Genomic DNA, 21229 nt, shown 5'->3' with positions numbered 1-21229 from the left:
TGATCCGCAACGCTTAAGTCTACGTGCGCATGGCGAAGACAGGTCACTCCCACTCAATTATTGGCTGCGTGTTCTATCTAATTGAAAAACAAAGCGAAAAAATATTTTTGATAAGCGAGATACCGTCGCGCCTACCGTCAGAAACCTACTGCTTATGAAAACATTGGGTTTTTTTGGCAGATGAGCCGGACGAAGATTTCGCAATCTATCGCCGGTGACGGCGATCGCGCCGCTTGAGGGCTCGGGCAGCGAAAGTGCTCAAAACATCCACATCATACTGATACACTACCCGATTTGCCATCCTTATCGAACGATTTCATCTGCGATACCGTCACTCTCCCGTATCAGCCCGTCAAAACGTCACGCCGCGCCGCACCGGGTGAAGAAGATAACTTTGTCTACTCCATAGCCCTCTAAGGCCCTCCTTTTGCGAGAAACGAGGCCTACAGTTCCCCGCAGCTTGATGGGCAGCTCGCTGTTCATCATTTCAAGCCGACTTTGACGGCTACGATCGGAGAGTTGTGCATGGCCGAGATCGGCACAATTGATCACTCATATTCGGCCGAATGATCGAGCAATCATTCTCCAGCCTCCAAATCTGCGGCGGCGGTAGATCCCACGTCGATAGACTGATTGGGCACCCTTGCAAATCGGTGCCGGAAGCCAGGGAGGCAGGTGCAATCGCGCGAACGCTCGATACCAATAATCCCGATCACGCTATCCGCGCTTTCCGGGGGTATTCGCATGCGGCCGTCGCGAAGGGCGAGATAGAGCGCGTCGATGGCGGATTGATCGCCGAGGGTGGCAAGCGCCGCTGGATGACGGAAGATATCCAGTGACCAGCACGCCGCTCGCGCTTTGGCGAGGACGCGAGCTCGTCCTCTTTTTTCATCGATGACGGCTAAGAAGTTTCTGGTCGCGGCAACAGCGATCGTTGCCGCCTCGCCATCGTCCAGCGAAGGCGCGATCGACGTGAGTTCGTAGAAAATCTCGTACTCCGCCTCGGTCAGAGGAGCGAGCGTCACGGTTCCATTCGCCACGAGGCTGTACAGGAAACCGTGCTCCCCATTCCTACGGCTCGTCTCGTGTTCCAGTTCTCCAGCCACAATCTCGGGGACGAGAATATCGTTGGGAATGGCTGCGAGTATCCGTTCGCCGTACTTGCAGGCGTGGAGGTTGATCAGAACACTGGTGTCGAGAACCAGCGTGTCCGCGATATTAATCAGGGAGCTTGAGCAACTCATCCGTCTCTCTTTCCTCAAGCTCGATTTGATCAATAATGCCGCGAAGCTCCACTCTGCCCACCTTCAGCAATTCCGCCAATTGTCCTTCCGACATGAGTCCGCGTTTCCAGGCGGCGTGCGCCATAAGGCTCAGGCGGTGCGAGATCGGTCGATCGGCGTCACTCTTCGCCGGATCGCGGCGATCCGTCATTTCGCCCAGGACCTCCCGAACATGGTCGTCGGTGATGCCGCCGTTGTTCTCGAACCAGGCCCAGGTGCCGCGCTTGACGAGACCCAATTCTTCGAGCCTGAGACCGCAAGCCTGGCGCGAGATGTTGTACTGTTGGGCAAGGAGGATGATCAGGCGTCGGGTCGTCTTGCCGGTTATCTCCTTCAGTTGGCGAAAGCTTTCCGAGAAGCTTTCGGCCGGCGTCAGGAACGCGCGGCCAAAGGCGTTTGCGTAGCGCTCATCACGCGACAAAAATTTCTCATCGTCCTCGAGCACTTCCGGGGTTTGCCGGGTGCCATAGAAATGGCCGACTTCATGAGCCGCGGATTGGATGCGACGTGGCAATGGATGGTTGGCGTTGAGAAGAATGCAGGCGCCGATGCTTTCATCGTAAGTGAACAGGCCCGCGACCTTCGAGTTCGAAGAAAGGCGGCGCTGATACAAGCGGATGCCGAGGCCCAGCTCGATAACCGAAAAGATGTCGGCAATCGGCCCTGGGCCGAGACCCAGCCAGTCGCGCAGTTCCTTGGCATGCGTTTCTGCCAACGCAACAACATCACCGTCATTGATGCCGCGCGCCGGCGGGTAATTTCTCCGCCGCTGGATCCCTAGAATGTTCTCCATTTCAACGTCCGCCTTGATCAGATCGTTGAAGAGCAGAATGGCCTCGGTGGTATGCGCGTTTTCCGTCTCACGCAGTTTCCGGAAGCGGGGCATCAAATCGGTGTGGACTGCTTCTCTGCGAAGGAGTGCGTTCACAGACACGCCGTAGCGACGAGCCAACATCTGGATTTCTTGGATGCGCACACGGCGCACGCCCTTCTCGATGGATACCAGCGTCGGGCGGGACATGCCTATGACCTGCGCCGCGTCATCCTGCCGGATATCCGCGTTCTCCCGCGCGATGCGCAGTCGACGTCCTATTTCTTGCGCGCTTAGCTCATTTAAATCGGCCATAGCGCCCTCCATCCATCCAATTCTTCAAAAAGCTTTGTTCTCCTTGCGCGGACAGAAATGCCCGCCATTCCACGGCATGCGTACCCAACATTTTCCTTAGCTTCGTCAGCGTTTCCTCAGTGCTTTCCCCGATTGCCGCCCCGATCTGCGAGGCGTGGACGCGGAGGGCGTCATCAGGCAAGCCGGCGAGCTCCGCAAGGTGCTGTAGGTGCCGTGCGCCCACGCTTCCATATTCGACCATGATATCCCTATCGGCCTTCAGGGGTATGACGGATAGGGCGTTGCTCGCGTCAGTGGCGGCCAGATCGGCCACGACATAAGCGTCGCGCACCTCGTTAACACCAGCTGCATGCAAACTAACGCGCCTGAGCAAACAGGCAGCACACAAGCCGCACTGCTTTCGACCGCCGACATTCACCACGCGACGGCTCTGCCAGCAGGAATGGGTGCTCGTCAGGTGCCGTTCGGTTTTTCCGGGAATATCCAGGAATGCGCGTAGCGTCTGTCCCTTCGTCGACCACAAACGTGGCTGCTCAAACTTGCCCCGATAGCCCAGCAGTACGGTAATGAACCGCTCCATCTTTCGGAAGAACGTCGGATGGTTACGATAGTCGGGATAGATGTTGTGCAGAGGCAGCAATACGGGCCCAAGCGCACCCTGGCCGCTCTCGGGGACCATGATACGCGCCACGCTGGAAAGCTGCGCGGCAATTGCCGCCACCGCTGCAAACTGGAATCCGCGCGATCGGAAGCTGCTTTCGTGTCCGCGATATCCCTGCACCTTGAACGGGATCTGCGTGAAAAAACTGTCTCCGGTTTTCCGGCGCTGGCGCTTGCCGGCGATCCGAATGCATAGGGCCTCGTCCTGGTCGCCACTCAACGCAGAGACCGCACGCGAATCCAAGCCGTCGCTGTAAGCGACGGCGAAGGTCTTGGTCTTGCCGAAGTCCAGCGGAATCTGCCGCGAACCGATGGGTGAGCGATCTTTCGCTCCAACGAAGGAAAACCGCCACGTGTCGCCGGTCAGGTGGTTCAAGACACCATGAAGGCTCTTCAAAACCTCCGGCTTCTGCCAACTTTTGAGGTCGATGACCGGAACAGTCACTTCCAGGGTCCGGCGCCATCCAAGCGGGCGCTTCCAACGTCGGTCAGCGAACTCAATGGCGGCGCACAAGACCAGCATGTCGTAATGCAGCGGCTGGAATCCCTTCACGTCGAACGTATCCAGAACCGCCGCATTGAAGCGAATGTGCCAGCCGACTTCCGCCGTTACAGCGCCCTTCGGGAGAGCGCGGCCGGGCTTCTGCCCCTTCTCGATAACGAACAGGTGCTTGCCCGCTACGGGTGACTCATGCGTACGGGCGCTCACTCTTCCGGCCCCTCGTCCACGCCGGCTTTCTTTTGAACTGCCTGCCGGAAAACGCTCTTGTTACCCGTGGCCAGGGCATCGCAGAGCTCGTTGGGCTTGATGGCCGCAAACGTCTCGCGATTCCGCTCGATGCCCTTGTGATAATCCTCGCGCTTCATGTCGCCGAGCTCGCGGGCACGAATGCATTCTTCGTCGAGCCGGTTCGTGGTGGTGCTGATCCACTCTTTCGCCGTGCTTTCGAGCGATCGGTTGAGAGCCTCGCCGATAGGCATCTGGTCACGTAGGTTCGCGATCAAATGCCGCTGAAGCGCATCCGCCAGAGGCGAGGTTGGGTGACTCTCGAAAATCGTTTCAACCTCCGACACCGGGTCTAGATCCATCTGCCTGCGTTCCGCATGCGCCTTGAGGTCGCCGAAAAGCGGACTGAATGCCTTCATGTCGACGTCACCAATCATGCTGTGACAGGCCTGCGTCATCCGCTCTTCCGCGCTGACCGCGTCGCTGACCAGGTCTTGCCCGTACCGTTTCCAACGGCTGCTCAGTTCTGCATTTCTGAATGGCCCATCAGTCATGACAGCCCTCCCTATGTCGGTAGTATTAACATAAAATCTGACAAAGTCAATATTTATTATATAATACCTGACAATTGGAGGGCCGGGTAGGAAAATCCCTGGATTGGTGTGGGTTGGCGCGACCGTTTGGTGTTCGTCACGTACCTGAGCGCATCGTGCTTTGGTCCGTCGCACCTGAAGGTTGCATTGATCCATTATAGGTTCGATCACCAGAAATCTGATGGGTATGTAAAGCGTAGCTTGACGCTATTCGGTTTTCCAAATAGTGTGCGGCATGAAGATTCGGAATGTGGTCAATCCGGGCTTGCGCTTTCTCATTGCAGAGGATGAACCTGCCGGCGCGCGAGACATCGACGTTTCGAGGTTGCGGCGCATCCTTTCGTTCCTTCAAGACATGGCAGGGACATCGGAGCTTCACTGCGTCGCCGGCTGGACGGTTCAACCGCCGTCAGGTGCCGGGCGGGGACGATGGGAGCTTCGGGCCGCGCCGGTCGGCGCAGTCACGTTCGGGATCGACGCACAGGACGACGAGATCACGAACCTCGACTACGAAAGAAACGGCTGAAACGTGGGCGCAAGCGCAATGAACGGTATCCGAATGAAGGCTCCCGCCCATCCCGGCGGTTTCGTAAAGACCGAGGTGATCGAACCTCTCGGCCTGTCGGTCACGGCTGCCGCCGATGTTCTCGGCGTCACTCGCGCCGCTCTATCCGCCCTCCTCAACGAGCGGGCCGACCTGTCGCCGGAAATGGCAATCCGCATCGAGAAGGCGTTCGGCGTGTCGATGGAAACCCTCATGCGTATGCAAAACAGCTTCGACATCGCGGAAGCGCGCCAGAAGGCGCAGGCAGTCGACGTCGCTCCCTATTCGGGTAAGCCACCGCAGCGAAATCTCCCGTCATGACCCGTTCATTCTCAGCAAACTCCAGGGCATAGGCTCGCGCACCCAAAAGAAAGCCGTCCACCACATGAAGCTCGAAGAAATCACGTCTGGTCAGAGTCTATCTGGGATTGAGCCGTCTCAGATCGTGACGGTCGTTGCCGTCGTCCCTCTCGGCGAAGGGTCTGTCCAGCTTATCTATCGGACCCCTGACGGTGGCATGAAGGAACGGCTTCTCAACGGGGGCGACGAGCCTTCCGTTGACATTGCCACGGTGGAGCGCCCGTTTTCCTTCGACGGCGATGGCGCGGCGTTCCAGCTTGCTTGCGAGGCCAAGCGGATCGACCTCGCCTTCCTGTTCGACCCGATGATGGCCGTCCATAGCTCAAATGTGGAACCGTTGCCGCACCAGATCACCGCTGTCTATGAATCGCTTTTGCCCCGGCAGCCTTTGCGGTTCGTCCTCGCGGACGATCCCGGTGCCGGCAAGACGATCATGGCGGGCCTCTATATCCGCGAACTCATCATGCGCGCGGATTCACACCGTATCCTGATCGTCGCGCCCGGTAGCCTTGTCGAGCAATGGCGAGACGAGCTTTACGAGAAATTCGGTCTGGAGTTTCACGTCTATTCGCCGATTCTGGAGCAGACCTCACCGAGCGGAAACCCGTTCGACGACTATCCCCGCCTTATCGTCCGGCTCGATCAGCTCTCTCGCAACGAGGAGCTTCAGGACAAGCTTTGTGCGCCGGGCTGGGATTTGGTTGTCTTCGACGAAGCGCACAAACTCTCCGCGCACTATTTCGGTTCCAAGCTGGAAAAGACGGGCCGTTTCCGCTTCGCCGAGAAGCTGGGCGCGCATGTCCGGCACCTGCTGTTAATGACGGCGACGCCGCACAACGGCAAGGAAGAGGACTTCCAGCTTTTCCTTTCATTGCTCGATTCCGACCGCTTCTACGGCAAGTTCCGCGACGGCGTTCACAAGGTCGATGCCTCCGACCTCATGCGCCGCATGGTCAAGGAGGAACTGGTCAAGTTCGACGGCACGCCGCTCTTCCCAGAGCGCAAGGCATACACGGTCAACTACGAACTCTCGCAGATCGAAGCGGCCTTGTATGAGGCCGTGACCAACTATGTGCAGACCGAAATGGGCAAGGCTGACCAGCTCGAAGGCGCGCGCAAGGGATCTGTCGGCTTCGCCCTTACCGCGCTGCAACGGCGTCTCGCTTCAAGCCCCGAAGCGATCTTCCAATCGCTGAAGCGCCGCCGCGAGCGGCTTGAGAACCGCCTGCGCGACGAAAAGCTCGGCATCAAGGGGCGGCACGCCCTCGCCGAGACCTATGCCGGCGCGCTGGAGGACGATGACGACCTGAGCGCGGAGGAGCAGGAGACCCTTGAGGAAAACCTGATCGACGACGCCACGGCCGCCAAGACCGTTGTCGAGCTTGAGGCTGAGATCGTCATCCTGAAGGGATTGGAGGAGCAGGCCAAGGCAGTCGTCGCCTCCGGGCAGGATCGTAAATGGGATGAGCTGTCGAGAATCCTTCAGAACCATCCCGAAACCCGCGATGCCGCCGGTCGGCAGCGCAAGATCATCATCTTCTCCGAACACCGCGACACGCTGAATTACCTTCAGGCGCGGATTGCCGGCGTGCTTGGTAATCCAGACGCCATTGTGACCATCCACGGCGGCACGCACAGGGACGATCGTCGCCGTCTTCAGGCGCTTTTCCGCTCCGATCCCGATGTCCGCGTGCTGGTGGCGACCGACGCCGCAGGCGAAGGCGTGAACCTTCAGAACGCGAACCTCATGGTCAACTACGACCTGCCTTGGAACCCGAACCGGCTGGAACAGCGGTTTGGCCGTATCCACCGCATCGGGCAGACCGAGGTTTGTCACCTGTGGAATCTGGTCGCCAAGGAAACCCGCGAAGGCGATGTCTATCACCGCCTGCTTCTGAAGCTGGAGGTCGAGAGCCAAGCCCTGCACGGGCGCGTATTCGACATTCTCGGTGAAGTCTTCGAGGAAACCAGCCTGAAGGATTTGCTGGTCGAGGCGATCCGCTACGGTGATCGTCCGGATGTCCGCGCCCGTCTCACCCAGAAGATCGATAAGGCGCTCGACCACGACCATCTGAAATCTCTCTTGAACCGCAACGCGCTTGCTCAGGAGACCATGAGTCCTGAGCGCCTGTTCGCAGTAAAGGAGGAAATGGAGAAGGCGGAGGCCCGGCGGCTTCAGCCCTACTTCGTCCGAGCCTTCTTCTCCAAGGCCCTCGACGCGCTTGGTGGCACGGCGCACCCGCGCGAGGCCGGCCGTTACGAGATCAGCCATGTTCCTTCGGTGATCCGCGAGCGTGACCGCCGCCTGACCGGCCGGAACCGCCGCGATCATGAGCCGGTCTTGCGGCGCTACAGCCGCATTTGCTTTGAACGTCAGGCCATCCAGCCGCTCGATAAGGCGGGGCTGGAGCGCGCCGTTCTCATGCACCCCGGCCACCCGCTCATGCTCGCCATGTCGGATATGATCCTGGAGCAGCACACCAACCTTCTCCGGCAGGGTTCGATCCTTGTTGACCCGTCCGATGAAGGACTCGACCCGGCGCTGCTGTTCCTGCTGACGCATGAGATCAAGTCCGGCGACAACACCGTACTATCCAAGCGCCTGCAATTCGTGCGGGTTGGCCCGGATGGGCAGGCGAGATTCGCCGGATGGGCGCCTCATCTCGACCTTGAGCCTTTGCCGGAGGTCGAGCGCCCCTTGCTCAATGACGTGCTCGACGCGCCTTGGCTGTCCTCCGGTCAGGAGGCGCACGCCTTGTCCCTCGCCGCGACGACGCTTGTGCCGGAGCACTATGGCGAGGTCGCGCAGCGGCGCATCGACCATGTGGAGAAGACCCTGAACGCCGTCCATGAGCGGCTGAGCAAGGAAATCGCCTTCTGGCAGGATCGTTGGATGAAACTGAAGGACGATGCCGAGGTCGGCAAGGACGTGCGACTCAACCTTCAGAATGTCGAGCGCACGCTTGGCGACCTTCAGGGCCGTTTGGACAATCGGAAGAAAGAGCTTCAAGCCATGCGCCATGTCGTGAACGGCACGCCGGTCGTTCTGGGCGCGGCACTGATCGTGCCGGCGGGCTTGATGAACAAGCTGCGCGGCGACGAGCCGGCCGATCTGGTGGCGGCGACCTTCGCGGCCGACGCGGCGGCCCGCTCGCGCATTGAGCATCTTGCCATGTCGGCCGTCCGGCGGGCCGAGGAAGCGCGCGGCTGCCGCGTTGTGGATGTCTCCGCCGCAAAGTGCGGCTGGGATTTGACTTCCTATCCCCCGGCCGTTGACGGCAGGCAGCCCGATCCCAAGCATATCGAAGTGAAGGGTCGGGTGAAGGGCGCGAGCACTATTACGATCACCCGCAACGAAATGCTCTACGCCTTCAATCAGGGCGACAAGTTCGTATTAGCAATCGCCATCGTCGGCGAGGACGATGCCATCGACGGCCCGCACTATATTCCCAGCCCCTTCGACCGCGAACCGGGCTGGGGCGTCGCGTCCATCAACTTCCATCTGGGCGATCTGCTCGCCAAGGCAGAGGCCAGATGACCGCGCTACGCCTCGACAAGCTATTGCTAACCAATTTCCGCTGCTTCGCCCATTGCGAGGTCGAGTTCCACCCTCGCCTGACTGTTCTGGTCGCGGAGAACGGCAGCGGCAAAACTGCCGTGCTCGACGCCGCTGGAGCTGCGCTCTCGGTCTTCGTCAACGCGATCTATCCGCCGGAGAAGGTCCGGCGCATCGAGCGAAGCGACGTGCGCATGATCCCCGGTCAGGAACGCAGGATGTCCGCCTGCCTTCCGACCGAATACGAAGCGCAGGCTGCCGTTCAGGACACGGCGGTAAAATGGAGCAGCACGGTTAGGACTTACGCGAAGAAGGTTAGCCCTAGTTGGCAATACCTTGTTCCCATGAAGGATGCGGCGAAGCAGTTTCGATCCGACGATGCAATCCTGCCGCTTATAGCCTATTACGGGACGGGTCGCCTTTGGAGCGAGCAAAGGCAGACCGAATATCGCCGTTCCTCCGTCACCAATGTCGGGGAGCGCGTCGCCGGGTATGCCGATTGCCTCACGTCGTCATCGTCCTTCAAGGGCATTTCGGCATGGTTCGAGCATCGTTTCAGGCAGACGGCATCGCCCTCATTCCGGGAAAGCCTGCAAGCCAATCTTGCGATGATCGAAGGCGTGAAGACTGCCACCGACACGGTTCTTCAGCCGACCGGCTGGTCAGGTCTCCGCTGGGATGACGAGCTTCATACCCTGACAGCCCAGCACGAGACGCGGGGCGAGCTACCCTTGTCCATGCTGAGCGACGGCGTGCGCACCATGCTTGCGCTTGTCGCCGATGTTGCGCGCCGCTGCGCCAGCCTGAATCCGCAATTGAGTGATCAGGCCGCCATCGAGACCCCCGGCGTTCTCATCATCGATGAAGTGGACATGCACCTGCATCCTCGCTGGCAGCAGCAGGTGCTCGGCTTGCTGCAAAGCGCGTTCCCGGCTCTACAGATCATTGTCAGCACGCACAGCCCGCATGTCCTTTCGACGGTCGATAAGTCGTCGATCCGCGTCTTTCATATCAGTAACGGCGACGTGGTGATCGAGACTCCCCTGATTCAGACCAGAGGCGTCGAGAGCGCCGATGTTCTGGCGAGCGTGATGGACGTGGACCCCGTTCCGCAGCTTAAGGAATCGACCGAGCTTAGCATCTATCGCAAGCTCATTGAGGCGGGCAAAGCCGAAGGGCAGGAAGCGTCCGACCTGCGGCAACGCCTGATCGCGCACTACGGCGAAAGCCATCCGGTCATGCTGGAGGCCGACCGCCTCATCCGCTTCCAACGGTTCCGGCTCGCCAAGAGCCGGCCGGAGGGCGCGTGACATGAGGAAACTTGATCGCATCGCTTGCCCCGCGCCGCCCTGCTTGGGCGGCTATCATCACGGCACGCACTCGTGGGGCGATGTGACGCCTGACAACAAGGCCGAGATCAGAGCGCAGCTCGAAGTCATGCAAGGCCGCCGTTGCGCTTATTGCGAAGGCGACATCGACTCTCTCGGCCAGCACATAGAGCATTTCCGCCGGAAGAGCTTGCATCTCGCGCTCACATTCGATTGGGGCAATCTCTTCTGGTCTTGTGACCAGACGGATTCATGCGGTCACTTCAAGGATCACGGTGCGGGGCCATACGATGTCAATGACCTCATAAACCCGTGCTGCGACGATCCCGACACCTTCTTCATCTTTCAGGCAGACGGAACCATCAGCATCCGGCATGGCCTTTCGGCAGCGGAACAACATCGCGCCAGCGAGACCCTGCGTGTCTTTTCCCTTGATGCTGAGTGGGGGCGGCTGCGCGTCATGCGCAAGATCGCTGTGTCTGGATATGTTGACGACGCCAATACTGCTTTCAACGAAGGTTGGCCGCCGGATGATATTCGCGCGTATTTCGCGGAGGAGCTTGAGTACGCGCGCAATCTGCCATTTTACACCGCCATCCGGCATGTGCTGACGGAAAGACGATAGAGATGACTACAGCCGTAAAAGCTCCCAAAAAACTGATCGAGGTCGCGCTGCCGTTAGATGCGATCAATGAAGCTTGTGCCTACGAGAAGATGCCGGGAATCGGAGCCCATCCCCGCGGGCTGCACCTGTGGTGGGCACGCCGACCGCTGGCAGCGGCACGTGCCGTCATCTTCGCGCAGATGGTCAATGATCCGTCATGGAAGTGGGAGCTTGAGCATTCTGGCGAAGTTCCGCCGAACAATCTCAAGGCAAGTTGGGCCAAGAGCCGCAACCGGCTGTTCGCCATCATCCGAGACCTAGTGAAGTGGGAGAACACTGCCAACGAAGACATATTGGGTAAGGCTCGCACAGAAATCCGAAAGTCGTGGCGCGAAACCTGTGAACTTAACAAGGAGCATCCGCAAGCAGCGGAGCTGTTCGATCCTGAAAAGCTGCCGGCCTTCCATGATCCCTTTGCTGGCGGCGGGGCACTGCCGCTCGAAGCGCAGCGCCTTGGGCTGGAAAGCTACGCCTCCGACCTCAATCCCGTCGCTGTTCTTATCAACAAGGCGATGATCGAGATTCCGCCGAAGTTTGCTGGTCGGCCGCCGGTAAATCCGGAAGCGCGAAGCAGCCGCGATGCTTGGAGCAAACAATGGAGAGGCGCGCAGGGGCTTGCCGAGGACGTGCGCTACTACGGCCAGTGGATACGTGATGAAGCAGAAAAGCGTATCGGCAGCCTTTATTCACCGGTCACGATTACATCGAATCTGGCAGAAGGGCGGCCAGACCTCAAGCCATTGGTCGGCAAGAAACTCAACATTATCGCATGGCTTTGGGCGCGAACGGTCAAGAGTCCCAATCCGGCATTTCGACATGTTGATGTGCCTCTGATTTCGACTTTCGTATTGTCCAGTAAAGTTGACAAAGAAGCCTATATTGATCCGATCGTTGACGGCGATGGGTACAAATTCGTCGTAAAGATGGGCAAGCCTCCGGCAAGTGCAAAGAGTGGCACGAAGCTTACACGAGGTAATTTTCGCTGCTTGCTGTCAGGTGCGCCGATCAGTGGCGAATACGCCAAGACAGAAGCCCAAGCCGGGCGTATGGGAACCAAACTTGTTGCAATAATAGCAGAAGGAGTTCGTGGAAGAATTTACTTATCTTCCACGGAAGAACAGGAGGTTATTGCGAAATCGGTCAACCCAAAATGGAAGCCTGATACTGATTTCTTTCAGGGTGCGTTGGGATTCCGAGTTGGCAATTATGGAATGACTAAATGGAGCGATCTCTTCACCGAACGACAGCTTGTTGCCTTGACAACTTTTTCCGATTTGGTTGCTGAGGCATCTGCTCATATTCGGGCTGATGCGATTGCTTCATCATTCAAAGATCAAGAGGGTAACTTAGAAGCTGGCGGCGAAGGAGCTTCCGCCTACGCTGATGCAATTGTGATTTATCTTTCATTTGCAATAAGTCGCCTAGCAGATTTCGGCTGCTCCCTCGCCACATGGAAACCATCCGGACAGCAGGTGATGCACCTGTTTACGCGCCAAGCAATACCAATGACGTGGGATTTTCCTGAATCTAATTTTCTCGGGGATACCTCAATTTGCTGGGCCAACGCCGTCAAATACGCGCATGAAGCTCTAGTGGCTGGGGCAGTCGCGACTCCTTCATTCCCCGGCCATGCTCTGCAAGCAAATGCTATGGAACAAACTCTGTCGAATAATAAGGTCGTCTCGACAGACCCGCCTTACTACGACAATGTAGGGTATGCCGATCTTTCGGATTTTTTCTATGTCTGGCTCAGGGCTACTTGCCGGGCAGCATATCCTGCTTTGTTCGCGACACTGACAACGCCTAAGACGGAAGAGCTTGTAGCAACCCCGGAGCGGCACGGCGGACAAATTAAAGCAGAACGATTCTTCCTTGAAGGAATGACCCAAGCCATGAATCGGCTCTCTGGGCAGGCGCATCCTGCGTTCCCAGTAACGATCTACTATGCCTTCAAGCAATCCGAGACCGAAAATGGCTCTGGGACATCCAACACCGGTTGGGACACCTTTTTGGAGGCCGTCTTACGCGCCGGATTCGCTATTACGGGAACTTGGCCCATGCGTAGTGAACAAGAATACCGTATGCGAGGTATGGGGTCTAATGCGCTTGCGTCCAGCATTGTTCTCGCATGTCAGAGGCGATCCGCCGAGGCGGAAACCATTTCTCGCCGGGCCTTCCTACGTGAGCTGAATCAGGTTCTCCCTGAGGCACTTGACGAGATGACGCGCGGCTCTGGCGACGAGCGTTCGCCCGTCGCGCCGGTTGATCTTTCGCAGGCCATCATTGGCCCCGGCATGGCAGTATTCTCGAAATACGCCGCTGTGCTGGAGGCGGACGGAACCCCAATGACCGTGCAGACCGCGTTGCGGCTTATCAACCGCTTCCTCGCCGAGGATGACTTCGATCACGATTCCCAATTCTGCCTGCACTGGTTCGAGCAATACGGTTGGAAGGAAGGCCGCTTCGGCGAGGCCGACACCCTTGCCCGCGCCAAGGGGACGAGCGTTGACGGCGTGAAGCAGTCGGGCGTCCTCTTTGCCGCTGGCGGCATCGTTCGGCTGCTAAAATGGGCGGAATATCCGTCCGACTGGAATCAGGTTGGCGACGACCGCCTGCCGGTATGGGAAGCCCTGCATCACCTGATCCGCGTCTTCAAGTCCGAGGGCGAGAGCGGCGCGGGCAAGGTGCTTGCGGCCGTCGCTGCCAAGGCCGAGGCGACGCGGCAGCTTTCGTATCGCCTTTATACGCTTTGCGAGCGGGCGGGCTGGGCCGAGGATGCTCGCGCCTACAACGAGATCATAACGAGCTGGAGCGCCATCGAATCCGCCGCCGCAGCGGCACCGAAGGCGCATCAAGGCGAGCTGTTTGGCTGAAGGGGGAGCCGACGATGAAACCTTGGAGAGAAGTGGCGGTACCCCACCAGGACGTGCTTGAAGGCACGTTCCAGCAATCGGAGTTCGCAGCCGACATCACTGCGGTCAACACCGGCAACGCCAGCCGCGAATATCAGGATGCCGGCGCGTTCTTCGACCGCACCTTCATCACCGAGGGCATGGCGCTCCTGCTGACGCAGGTTGCGCAGCGCCTCACCGGAAGGGGCGGCGAGCCGGTCGTGCAGCTTCAGACCGCCTTCGGCGGCGGCAAGACGCACACTATGCTCGCAGTCTATCACCTTGCCACCCGCAAATGCGCCCTGTCCGACCTCGCCGGCATCCCCGCGCTTGTCGATCGGGCGGGCTTGATGGACGTGCCGCAGGCCCGCGTCGCGGTGCTGGACGGCACGGCGCACGCGCCGGGCCAGCCGTGGAAGCGGGGGAGCCAGACGGTCAAGACCCTTTGGGGCGAGATCGCATGGCAGCTCGGCGGTGCTGACGCCTTTGCGCTTGTTGCCGAAGCGGATGCGACCGGCACATCCCCCGGCAAGGATGTGCTGCGCGAGCTTCTGGAGCGCCATGCGCCTTGCGTCGTGCTGATCGACGAGCTGGTCGCCTATATCCGGCAATTCCCGGAATCGCAGGCGATCAGCGGCGGCAGCTACGATTCCAACCTGTCCTTCGTGCAGGCCCTCACCGAAGCCGTGAAGCTGGTGCCGCGCGCCATCGTGCTCGCGTCGTTGCCGGAGTCCGATCTTGAGGCGGGCAGTCAGCGCGGCGTCGCGGCGTTGCGCGCCCTCGAAAAGACCTTCGGGCGCGTGCAGGCGCTTTGGAAGCCAGTGGCGACCGAGGAAGCCTTCGAGATCGTGCGCCGCCGGCTGTTCGAGCCGGTGCGCGACGAGAAGGCCCGCGAGGCCGTATGCCGCGCCTTCGCCGACGCCTACATCGCCGAGGGCGTGAAGCTGCCGGCCGATACGCAGGAGCGGCGCTACTACGAGCGGCTGTTGCACGCTTATCCGATCCACCCGGAGGTATTCGACCGCCTTTATGAGGACTGGACAACCATCGACGGGTTTCAGCGCACGCGCGGCGTCCTGAAGCTCATGGCGAAGGTCATCTTCCGGCTGTGGAAGGACGACAACAAGGATTTGCTCATCATGCCCGGCAGCCTGCCGCTCCATGATGGCAGCAGCCGCAACGAGCTGACATACTATCTTCCGGCGGGCTGGGATGCCGTGATCGAGCGCGACATCGACGGCGATCGCGCCGAGACGACTGCCCTGGAAAACAAGGAACCACGCTTCGGCCAAGTCGGCGCGGCCCGGCGTATTGCGCGCACGGTCTTCCTTGGCAGCGCCCCGTCGTCGGTCGCTTCAAAGGTCGCCACGCGCGGCCTCGACCGCGCGCATATTATTCTCGGATGCCTTCAGCCCGGACAGGCAGCATCCGTCTATGCCGATGCGCTCGGCAGGCTCGCCGACCGACTGCACTACCTCAATTCCTCCGGCGACAAGAGCCAGGACGCGACGCGCTTCTGGTTCGACACCCGCGCCAATCTGCGGCGGGAGATGGAAGATCGGAAGCGCCGGTTCGACGACCGGACGGAAGTGCGCAGCAAGATCGCCGAGGCTCTGAAGAAGACAGTTAGCAACGCCACGTCCTTCGATGGCGTGCATATCTTCACGCCGCACGGCGATGTTCCCGACGATACTGCCTTGCGCTTGCTCGTGCTGCCGCCGGAGACTTGGTACGCCCGCGAGGAAAACCGCCTCGCCTTTGAAGCGGCGCTAGAGATTATCGGCAAAAACGGCTCGAAGCCGCGTTATCGCAGCAACCGGCTGCTCTTCCTTGCTCCCGATCACGGCGCGCTTTCCCGTCTCAACGACGCAACGCGCGTCGCGCTCGCATGGGGTTCGATTGTCGAGGACGTGAAGGAAGGCCGCCTGAACATCGACCTCTTGCAGAAAAATCAGGCCGAGAAGGAGCTGAAAAGTGCCGAGGACGCGCTGCCGCGCGTCGTCCGCGAATGCTACAAATGGTTGCTTTGCCCGATGCAGGATGCGCCGACCGACCCGAAGCCCGGCGTCGAGGCGTTCGCCCTGAACACGACCGGCGGCTCCATCGGCAGCGAGATCGAGCGGGTTTGCGCCGACAACGAGTTGGTCATCACCACTTGGTCGCCGATCCACCTGCGCGCCAAGCTCAAGGAACTTTACTGGAAGAACGGGCAGAATGCCGCGAGCGCGGCCGGCTTCTTCGAGGACACCCTGCGCTATCTTTATATGCCGCGCCTCAAGTCGCGGGACGTTCTGGCGCAGGCGATCCGTGCCGGTGCAGCCAGCAAGGACTTCTTCGGCACCGCCTACGGCGAGACAGATGGGAAGTTCGAGGGCTTTGCCTTCGGCGGCGGCAATATCGTCTTCAACGACACGTTGCTTCTGATAGAGCCGCTAGCAGCCCAAGCCTATGAGGACACAAATCGGGCGGTGCCAGCTCCCGCCGCCCCGGCGGTTGCCACGACCACGAGCGGCGTGGCTGAAGCGCCGAGCACCTATAACCCCAACGGCGCAACTTCGTTGCCGTCGCCGGTGACGCCTGTGCTGACGCCGGCAGCCACGAAGCCGAAGACCTTCTACGGCTCTGCGGAGGTTCCGCCCGCGACCGCAAAGATGCGCCTTGTGCAGATCGCCGAGGAAATCGTGTCGGTGCTGACATCCGATCCGAATGCGACCGTTCGCCTTGTGGTAGAAATTTTGGCCGAGTTTCCAGACGGGGCCAGCGACGGCGTGAAGCGCGCGGTTTCGGAGAACGCCCGCAGCCTTGGCCTGAAATCGGCCGATTGGGAATGACGGCGCGCCGCTATGCCCTTTCCGCTGTCGCCGCAGGCCATTGACGCACTGGCCGACATCATCACTGGCGGGCCGGGCTTGGGCGGCGGGCCGCCGCCTATCGGCCTTTATCGCAGCGGGCCGCAGATCGAGAAGTTCATGCGGGCCTGCAACGTTGCGTTCGGCGTCAGCGGTTCGCGCGTGCCTTCATTGGTGTCCTGCCGGATCGAGATCAACAATGGCTACGAGCCGGAGAAGGTGCTGCCCCGGATCATCGAGGCAGCGGCCGACCCCCGCGACTTCACCAACGGTCCGTCGCGTCACGTCGCCGCGCTCGACCATCTCAATCGGGTGCTCCGCTATGATGGCTTCGAGCTTCAGCAGCAGGGCCTCAAGGTACGCCTAGTGGTGGTCGGTCATGCGACGCCGGTGGTCGAACAGCTTTCCGGCATGGTGGAGACGATCAGTTTCGACACGGTGCAACGTGACCTCGACCGCGCCCTCGCGAGCATCGAGACCGATCCCGAAGATGCGATTACGGCCGCCTGTTCGACGATCGAGAGCGTCTGCCGGTCGATCCTGATCGAGCTTGGTGAGCCTTTGCCCGCGAAGAAGGACGTGCAGGGCCTTTTCAATGCCGTGAAGGGGCCGCTTGGTCTGTCCTCGGATCGCAGCGACCTCGACCCGCTGATAGCCGGCGACGTTCGGACTACCCTTGGCGGGCTTGCCACGGTTATCCAAGGCGTCGGCGCCCTGCGCACCCATGCCGGAGACGCCCACGGCCGCGAGCGGGGCTACGCCCGTGTCGATGCCCGGATAGGCCGCCTTTCGATTCATGCCGCTAGCACGGTTGCCCTGTTCCTGATCGAAACGTGGCAGCGCAAGTTCCCGAGCCGGGTTTTGCATAGGCACGACAATCTCACATGATTGCGTGTCGGATTCCGACCCGGTAGCTCTTTACTTCAGGGAGCCTAAAGCATTGAAAAATAATGCAAAAATATTTTTCTGCATGTCCGCTTACCGTCAAAAAACGATTTTGAAAGCGTTGGATTTTTTCCTCGACAACGAGGCTCGATATTTCGCTAGTGTCGGCCATCATCGTAAAATCAGCACCGCCTCAGCGAATGTGCCTGATGAACTACATTATACCGCCACGATGCATCATTGGCTATCGTCACTGTCCGCTTCGCCCAATGCACAATGCAGCGAGCTAACCGAAGCCGGCAACAACGGTTTCAATCGGCAAGAACAAGGTGCGGCTATCTTCCGGGTATTCAATGAACTCCGCATAGCGCAAATAAAATCGCTTGGCCGCTTCATCCTTCGCCTGAACCATCACAGCCCCTATGCCGATGCTTTGTGAGGCCAGCGCGATCCGCCGTAGCGCGTCCGACAACAGGTCCGCACCGAGGCCCCTACCCGCATGGTCGAGGCTCACGGCGAGCCGCCCAATAATCGAAACCGGAATCAGATCGGGCGCGTTTCGACGCAACTTGCCCGGAACCGCGCCGCGCTCCACCGACCCCGCCGAAATGCAGAAGTAGCCAACGACCTTATTGCCCGCGCACACGACATAGGTGCGCGAGAACCGGCTTTCATTCTTCAAGGCCCGATGGCGCAGCCAATCGTTCAGCGCAGGCTCGCCGCAGTCGAACGCCGCAAGATCGTGCTCCGCCGTCAAAGGCACGGGAGCAGAAAGTCGCAATTCAGGATCGCCCGGCGCGTCGTCTATTTCTGCCATGCCGGAGTCCGGCGCAGCAGGGCCTTGAGCTTCGGCCCCGGCGCGGGCGGATTGTCGAGCGCATGCATGAATGCGTCGTAGCGTTCGGAGTCGAGCGTGAAAAGTCGCTGGTCGAGCAGCACGTCCACCGCTTCGCGTCGCGCACTGTCCACCATGAACTCGGTGCGCGTCTTGCCGAGGACCGCCGCCGCATCGTCAATGAGCTGGCGGGTGCCGGCTTCGATACGCAGGTTGATGCTCCCCTTGGCGTCACCCGCAGAGGCGCGCGCCGCGACGGCAGCCGCCGCAGAACGGGAAGATTCGGAGGGAGCGAGACGTGTTTTTGCCATGACGAGAATATGGGCGTTTGTATCCACATTGTCAATACGTTGCCAGCTAAGGCGATGCCCTTCAGGCCAGGCTTTCGTCTGTCACCGACGCCCTTCAACGACGACCTGGCGCGGAGTGCCGACCCTCCGGCTCACTCCGGCGCGATTTGGAAGCGCGTTCGCCTCCGGACCAGCGCGGCTGCCGCCGCGTTTAATCTGATCGTTATGAAGGAGATTGCTAAGGGCGCTGCCCTCGCGCGGCGCAAGAAAACTCTTCGACCTTTCGCGGCATAAACGGCCCGCTCCCCGCAAGCGGGTCCCCTCCATTTATTCCACGGTGCCAAAGACTTTCCTGGCACCTTACTACCCCGGTCTCGCCGACGGGCAAGGGTTCAGGAGCGGCGCTTCGCTGCTCTGAACCCCAAACCCGAAGGAACAGAGACATGACCAGCGCAACCGACAGCAATCCCCGCATCTATGTCGCCTGCCTCGCAGCCTACAACAACGGCTATCTGCATGGTGCCTGGATCGACGCGGATCAGGACGCCGACGAGATCAGGGACGAGATTTCCGCCATGCTTGCGCGTTCGCCGATCAAGGGCGCGGAGGAATACGCCATCCACGATTATGAAGGCTTCGAGGGCGTCACGATTAGCGAATATGCGGGCATCGACACCGTGGCGCGCATGGGCGCTTTCATCGCTGAACATGGTGCGTTAGGCGCGGGCTTGCTGGAGCAGTTCGTCGGTGACATCGACCAGGCCGAGAGCGCCTTGCAGGACTGCTATCATGGACAACACGCCAGACTTGCCGACTACATGGAGGAGCTGACCGTCGAAAGCGGCGTCACGATCCCCGAAGCCCTGCGTTACTATATTGATTGGGAGGCGATGGCGCGCGACGCCGAAATGAGCGGCGAGTTTTTCACGATAGAAACCGCGCACGACGAGGTGCATGTTTTTTCCAACTGCTAGGGGTTGAGTTGCTTTGCCTGCGCTGTCTGGCAAAGCAACTCCAAAACGTCCCGCAATTATTCAGATGCGCGTGAGAATGCCTAATTTGAGCGACTGCCCAAATCGAGAAAACACCGTTAATAATAGTTAAACAGCAAGGTTCTGACTGACGCGAACAACATTTCGCGTCATTCCGGCTACTTCCCGTTTCTACAGTTTTGGAAACTCTCTATCCGGGCGTTGTCTCGTTCGCCCGCGAGTAGAGAGGGTGCGCCATGCTTCGCGTTGATTGGCGTGCGCCGGGGGCTTACGGGCACGCGAAAGCCATTCCCCCTGCCGGTTTCGCCTGGGAATATCTTCGTCGCCATGAGGACTATCATCGCGACTTTCAGACCTTATCACACATGAAGGAGCCGGCCGCGACCGAGCTGGACGCATTCTCGCAACGATGGGGGTTGCGATTTCCCATGCGACCCCGAAACCCCGCCTGACCGGCAATCCCTGTTCTGGATTCCGAGCCTTCAGCCGCGAGCCATTCAACTGTCTCCGGTACCGCATCGCGACGGGGCGACGGAGCCGATAGTGACGCTGGCGCATCTGTCCGGCCTCGACCTCCGGCACGCGGCTGACGGATGGCATGGCATCTGGCATGTCGGGGGCGTCACGCATCAATTCTGGCTGCCCCAGGCCGTGCCCGACGCGCCCGCCTTCTACGGGACGTTCCTACCAATGGACGACTTCTACGACCTGCGCGCTCACGCCGCACGGAGGCTTTGGCGTTCGATCAAGGGGCGCTCTCCCGGTCCAGATTTTCGCACCATGCCGGCGCAGCTCCGACAGTTTCATATCCTGTCCCTGCGCGCACTCGACGCCCGGTTGCGGGGCGAGAGCTATCGCACCATCGCCGAAGTGCTGCTCGGCTTTCGCGGGACCAAGGAGGATTGGGAAGTCGATCCCCGCAAGAACCAGGCCCGGCGATTGGTCGCGCATGGCCTGAAAATGATGCGAGGCGGCTACCGCCTGTTGCTGCATTATCCGATCAAGCCGCCCGCCGAATAAAGCGCCGGCAACGGTCAGCGCCCGGCCGCGACCTCTTGTTCCAAGATTCGCCGATAGCCTTCGCGGGAAAGCCATTGGGCGCGCGCAAGGTGACTTTCCCAACAACGTCGCGTCCGCTCTTTGTCGCCGACCGGATCACGATGCAGGACGATTCGCGCGACTTCCTGCCAATCCGCACCTTCCGCCTTCGCATCGAGAAGACGCCAATAGGTGACGTGGTGCTGTTCATCGTAAGGCGTAATGTCATTTCCCGTTGGCGCTTCGTCGTCCACATCGGGATCGAGTTCGACAGGAACCCGCATCGTCATGCCCCTTCATCCTGGGAGAGCGATGGCTTGCGGTGCGCCCCCGCAAACAAGACTCTCTGACTCCTGGTGATCGGGGAGTTAGTAACCGTGTTGGACGGCCCCATGGCCTTTAGGCGAGAAGCCCTGAACATGCGCCAAGGGCTCCCCGACCATAGGGTCAAGGAGTGTGGTGTCGTCACGGCCGACACCAACCGCCAACAGGGGTTACTAAGCCCCAGAGCAGCGCGTCTGCTCCGCTTTCAGTCTTACCCGACCCGCGCGTGAATGTCTCCGCCAATTCGGCGCGGCAGGCAATGACGCGCTGAAATCCATCATCTT

At 60.1% G+C, this 21229-nt stretch carries 18 protein-coding genes; 11 read left to right on the top strand and 7 right to left on the bottom strand.

Translation table 11 applies throughout. From position 1 onward, the window contains the following. Window positions 1–578 precede the first annotated feature (578 nt). The 4 genes from V7082_RS13170 to V7082_RS13155 are packed head-to-tail and all read right to left on the bottom strand — an operon-like array spanning window position 579 to window position 4350. Complete coding sequence (locus V7082_RS13170) at window positions 579–1244, bottom strand: PIN domain-containing protein (protein WP_334149230.1); 666 nt, start codon at window positions 1242–1244, stop codon at window positions 579–581. Next, complete coding sequence (locus tag V7082_RS13165) at window positions 1219–2409, bottom strand: helix-turn-helix domain-containing protein (RefSeq protein ID WP_334149228.1); 1191 nt, start codon at window positions 2407–2409, stop codon at window positions 1219–1221. Before V7082_RS13165 ends, V7082_RS13170 begins: the two co-directional genes overlap by 26 nt. After that, on the bottom strand, window positions 2393–3778 hold the full coding sequence (locus V7082_RS13160) for a 7-cyano-7-deazaguanine synthase (protein WP_334149226.1): 1386 nt from the start codon (window positions 3776–3778) through the stop codon (window positions 2393–2395). The genes V7082_RS13165 and V7082_RS13160 overlap by 17 nt, the downstream gene beginning before the upstream one ends. Further along, window positions 3775–4350, bottom strand: a complete 576-nt coding sequence (locus V7082_RS13155) for a hypothetical protein (RefSeq protein ID WP_334149224.1) — start codon at window positions 4348–4350, stop codon at window positions 3775–3777. Before V7082_RS13155 ends, V7082_RS13160 begins: the two co-directional genes overlap by 4 nt. A gap of 274 nt (window positions 4351–4624) precedes the next feature. On the opposite strand from V7082_RS13155, the gene V7082_RS13150 reads away from it, so the two are divergent. The 8 genes from V7082_RS13150 (at window position 4625) to V7082_RS13115 (ending at window position 17469) form a co-directional block, all read left to right on the top strand. Next, window positions 4625–4915 (top strand): plasmid maintenance system killer, encoded by a 291-nt coding sequence (locus V7082_RS13150; protein ID WP_334149222.1) that lies wholly within the window; start codon window positions 4625–4627, stop codon window positions 4913–4915. A gap of 33 nt (window positions 4916–4948) precedes the next feature. After that, on the top strand, window positions 4949–5254 hold the full coding sequence (locus V7082_RS13145; protein ID WP_334149220.1) for a HigA family addiction module antitoxin: 306 nt from the start codon (window positions 4949–4951) through the stop codon (window positions 5252–5254). 64 nt (window positions 5255–5318) lie between these two features. Next, window positions 5319–8831, top strand: coding sequence for a helicase-related protein (locus V7082_RS13140; RefSeq protein ID WP_334149219.1), 3513 nt, complete (start codon window positions 5319–5321; stop codon window positions 8829–8831). Continuing rightward, complete coding sequence (locus V7082_RS13135; RefSeq protein WP_334149217.1) at window positions 8828–10159, top strand: AAA family ATPase; 1332 nt, start codon at window positions 8828–8830, stop codon at window positions 10157–10159. The genes V7082_RS13140 and V7082_RS13135 overlap by 4 nt, the downstream gene beginning before the upstream one ends. A 1-nt stretch (window position 10160) precedes the next feature. Continuing rightward, window positions 10161–10802: a retron system putative HNH endonuclease gene (locus V7082_RS13130; RefSeq protein ID WP_334149216.1), complete on the top strand. Its 642-nt coding sequence runs from the start codon at window positions 10161–10163 to the stop codon at window positions 10800–10802. A 2-nt stretch (window positions 10803–10804) separates the two neighbouring features. Beyond that, complete coding sequence (locus tag V7082_RS13125; RefSeq protein WP_334149215.1) at window positions 10805–13714, top strand: DUF1156 domain-containing protein; 2910 nt, start codon at window positions 10805–10807, stop codon at window positions 13712–13714. Between the two features lie 14 nt (window positions 13715–13728). Beyond that, complete coding sequence (locus V7082_RS13120; RefSeq protein WP_334149214.1) at window positions 13729–16563, top strand: ATP-binding protein; 2835 nt, start codon at window positions 13729–13731, stop codon at window positions 16561–16563. 12 nt (window positions 16564–16575) lie between these two features. Further along, complete coding sequence (locus tag V7082_RS13115) at window positions 16576–17469, top strand: abortive infection family protein (protein WP_334149213.1); 894 nt, start codon at window positions 16576–16578, stop codon at window positions 17467–17469. 283 nt (window positions 17470–17752) lie between these two features. Here the strand turns inward: V7082_RS13115 and V7082_RS13110 are convergent, their stop codons facing one another. Then, window positions 17753–18283 (bottom strand): GNAT family N-acetyltransferase, encoded by a 531-nt coding sequence (locus V7082_RS13110; protein WP_334149212.1) that lies wholly within the window; start codon window positions 18281–18283, stop codon window positions 17753–17755. Next, on the bottom strand, window positions 18271–18612 hold the full coding sequence (locus tag V7082_RS13105; protein WP_211694244.1) for a type II toxin-antitoxin system TacA family antitoxin: 342 nt from the start codon (window positions 18610–18612) through the stop codon (window positions 18271–18273). Before V7082_RS13105 ends, V7082_RS13110 begins: the two co-directional genes overlap by 13 nt. 422 nt (window positions 18613–19034) lie before the next feature. Between V7082_RS13105 and V7082_RS13100 the strand changes: the two genes are divergently transcribed. The 3 genes from V7082_RS13100 (at window position 19035) to V7082_RS13090 (ending at window position 20603) form a co-directional block, all read left to right on the top strand. Further along, a complete protein-coding gene (locus tag V7082_RS13100; RefSeq protein ID WP_334149208.1) occupies window positions 19035–19565 on the top strand; it encodes an antirestriction protein ArdA in 531 nt (176 codons plus the stop codon). A gap of 254 nt (window positions 19566–19819) precedes the next feature. Continuing rightward, window positions 19820–20035 (top strand): transcriptional regulator domain-containing protein, encoded by a 216-nt coding sequence (locus V7082_RS13095; protein ID WP_334149206.1) that lies wholly within the window; start codon window positions 19820–19822, stop codon window positions 20033–20035. 91 nt (window positions 20036–20126) lie between these two features. Further along, window positions 20127–20603, top strand: a complete 477-nt coding sequence (locus V7082_RS13090) for a DUF2285 domain-containing protein (RefSeq protein WP_334149204.1) — start codon at window positions 20127–20129, stop codon at window positions 20601–20603. A 14-nt stretch (window positions 20604–20617) separates the two neighbouring features. Here the strand turns inward: V7082_RS13090 and V7082_RS13085 are convergent, their stop codons facing one another. Beyond that, window positions 20618–20905, bottom strand: coding sequence for a DNA -binding domain-containing protein (locus V7082_RS13085; RefSeq protein WP_334149232.1), 288 nt, complete (start codon window positions 20903–20905; stop codon window positions 20618–20620). Window positions 20906–21229 lie beyond the last annotated feature (324 nt).

It is taken from the genome of Hyphomicrobium sp. (genome assembly GCF_036833075.1).
Taxonomy (GTDB): Bacteria; Pseudomonadota; Alphaproteobacteria; order Rhizobiales; family Hyphomicrobiaceae; genus Hyphomicrobium_C.
Note: the sequence above shows the minus strand (reverse complement) of the source record. Positions and strands in the feature narration are given on the sequence as shown.

What these genes read in the sequence shown, in the direction of transcription:
- V7082_RS13170 (WP_334149230.1), bottom strand. Translation starts at nt 1,244, where the DNA reads ATGAGTTGCTCAAGCTCCCTGATTAATATCGCGGACACGCTGGTTCTC.
- V7082_RS13165 (WP_334149228.1), bottom strand. Translation starts at nt 2,409, where the DNA reads ATGGCCGATTTAAATGAGCTAAGCGCGCAAGAAATAGGACGTCGACTG.
- V7082_RS13155 (WP_334149224.1), bottom strand. Translation starts at nt 4,350, where the DNA reads ATGACTGATGGGCCATTCAGAAATGCAGAACTGAGCAGCCGTTGGAAA.
- V7082_RS13150 (WP_334149222.1), top strand. Translation starts at nt 4,625, where the DNA reads ATGAAGATTCGGAATGTGGTCAATCCGGGCTTGCGCTTTCTCATTGCA.
- V7082_RS13145 (WP_334149220.1), top strand. Translation starts at nt 4,949, where the DNA reads ATGAAGGCTCCCGCCCATCCCGGCGGTTTCGTAAAGACCGAGGTGATC.
- V7082_RS13140 (WP_334149219.1), top strand. Translation starts at nt 5,319, where the DNA reads ATGAAGCTCGAAGAAATCACGTCTGGTCAGAGTCTATCTGGGATTGAG.
- V7082_RS13135 (WP_334149217.1), top strand. Translation starts at nt 8,828, where the DNA reads ATGACCGCGCTACGCCTCGACAAGCTATTGCTAACCAATTTCCGCTGC.
- V7082_RS13130 (WP_334149216.1), top strand. Translation starts at nt 10,161, where the DNA reads ATGAGGAAACTTGATCGCATCGCTTGCCCCGCGCCGCCCTGCTTGGGC.
- V7082_RS13125 (WP_334149215.1), top strand. Translation starts at nt 10,805, where the DNA reads ATGACTACAGCCGTAAAAGCTCCCAAAAAACTGATCGAGGTCGCGCTG.
- V7082_RS13120 (WP_334149214.1), top strand. Translation starts at nt 13,729, where the DNA reads ATGAAACCTTGGAGAGAAGTGGCGGTACCCCACCAGGACGTGCTTGAA.
- V7082_RS13115 (WP_334149213.1), top strand. Translation starts at nt 16,576, where the DNA reads ATGCCCTTTCCGCTGTCGCCGCAGGCCATTGACGCACTGGCCGACATC.
- V7082_RS13110 (WP_334149212.1), bottom strand. Translation starts at nt 18,283, where the DNA reads ATGGCAGAAATAGACGACGCGCCGGGCGATCCTGAATTGCGACTTTCT.
- V7082_RS13105 (WP_211694244.1), bottom strand. Translation starts at nt 18,612, where the DNA reads ATGGCAAAAACACGTCTCGCTCCCTCCGAATCTTCCCGTTCTGCGGCG.
- V7082_RS13100 (WP_334149208.1), top strand. Translation starts at nt 19,035, where the DNA reads ATGACCAGCGCAACCGACAGCAATCCCCGCATCTATGTCGCCTGCCTC.
- V7082_RS13095 (WP_334149206.1), top strand. Translation starts at nt 19,820, where the DNA reads ATGCTTCGCGTTGATTGGCGTGCGCCGGGGGCTTACGGGCACGCGAAA.
- V7082_RS13085 (WP_334149232.1), bottom strand. Translation starts at nt 20,905, where the DNA reads ATGCGGGTTCCTGTCGAACTCGATCCCGATGTGGACGACGAAGCGCCA.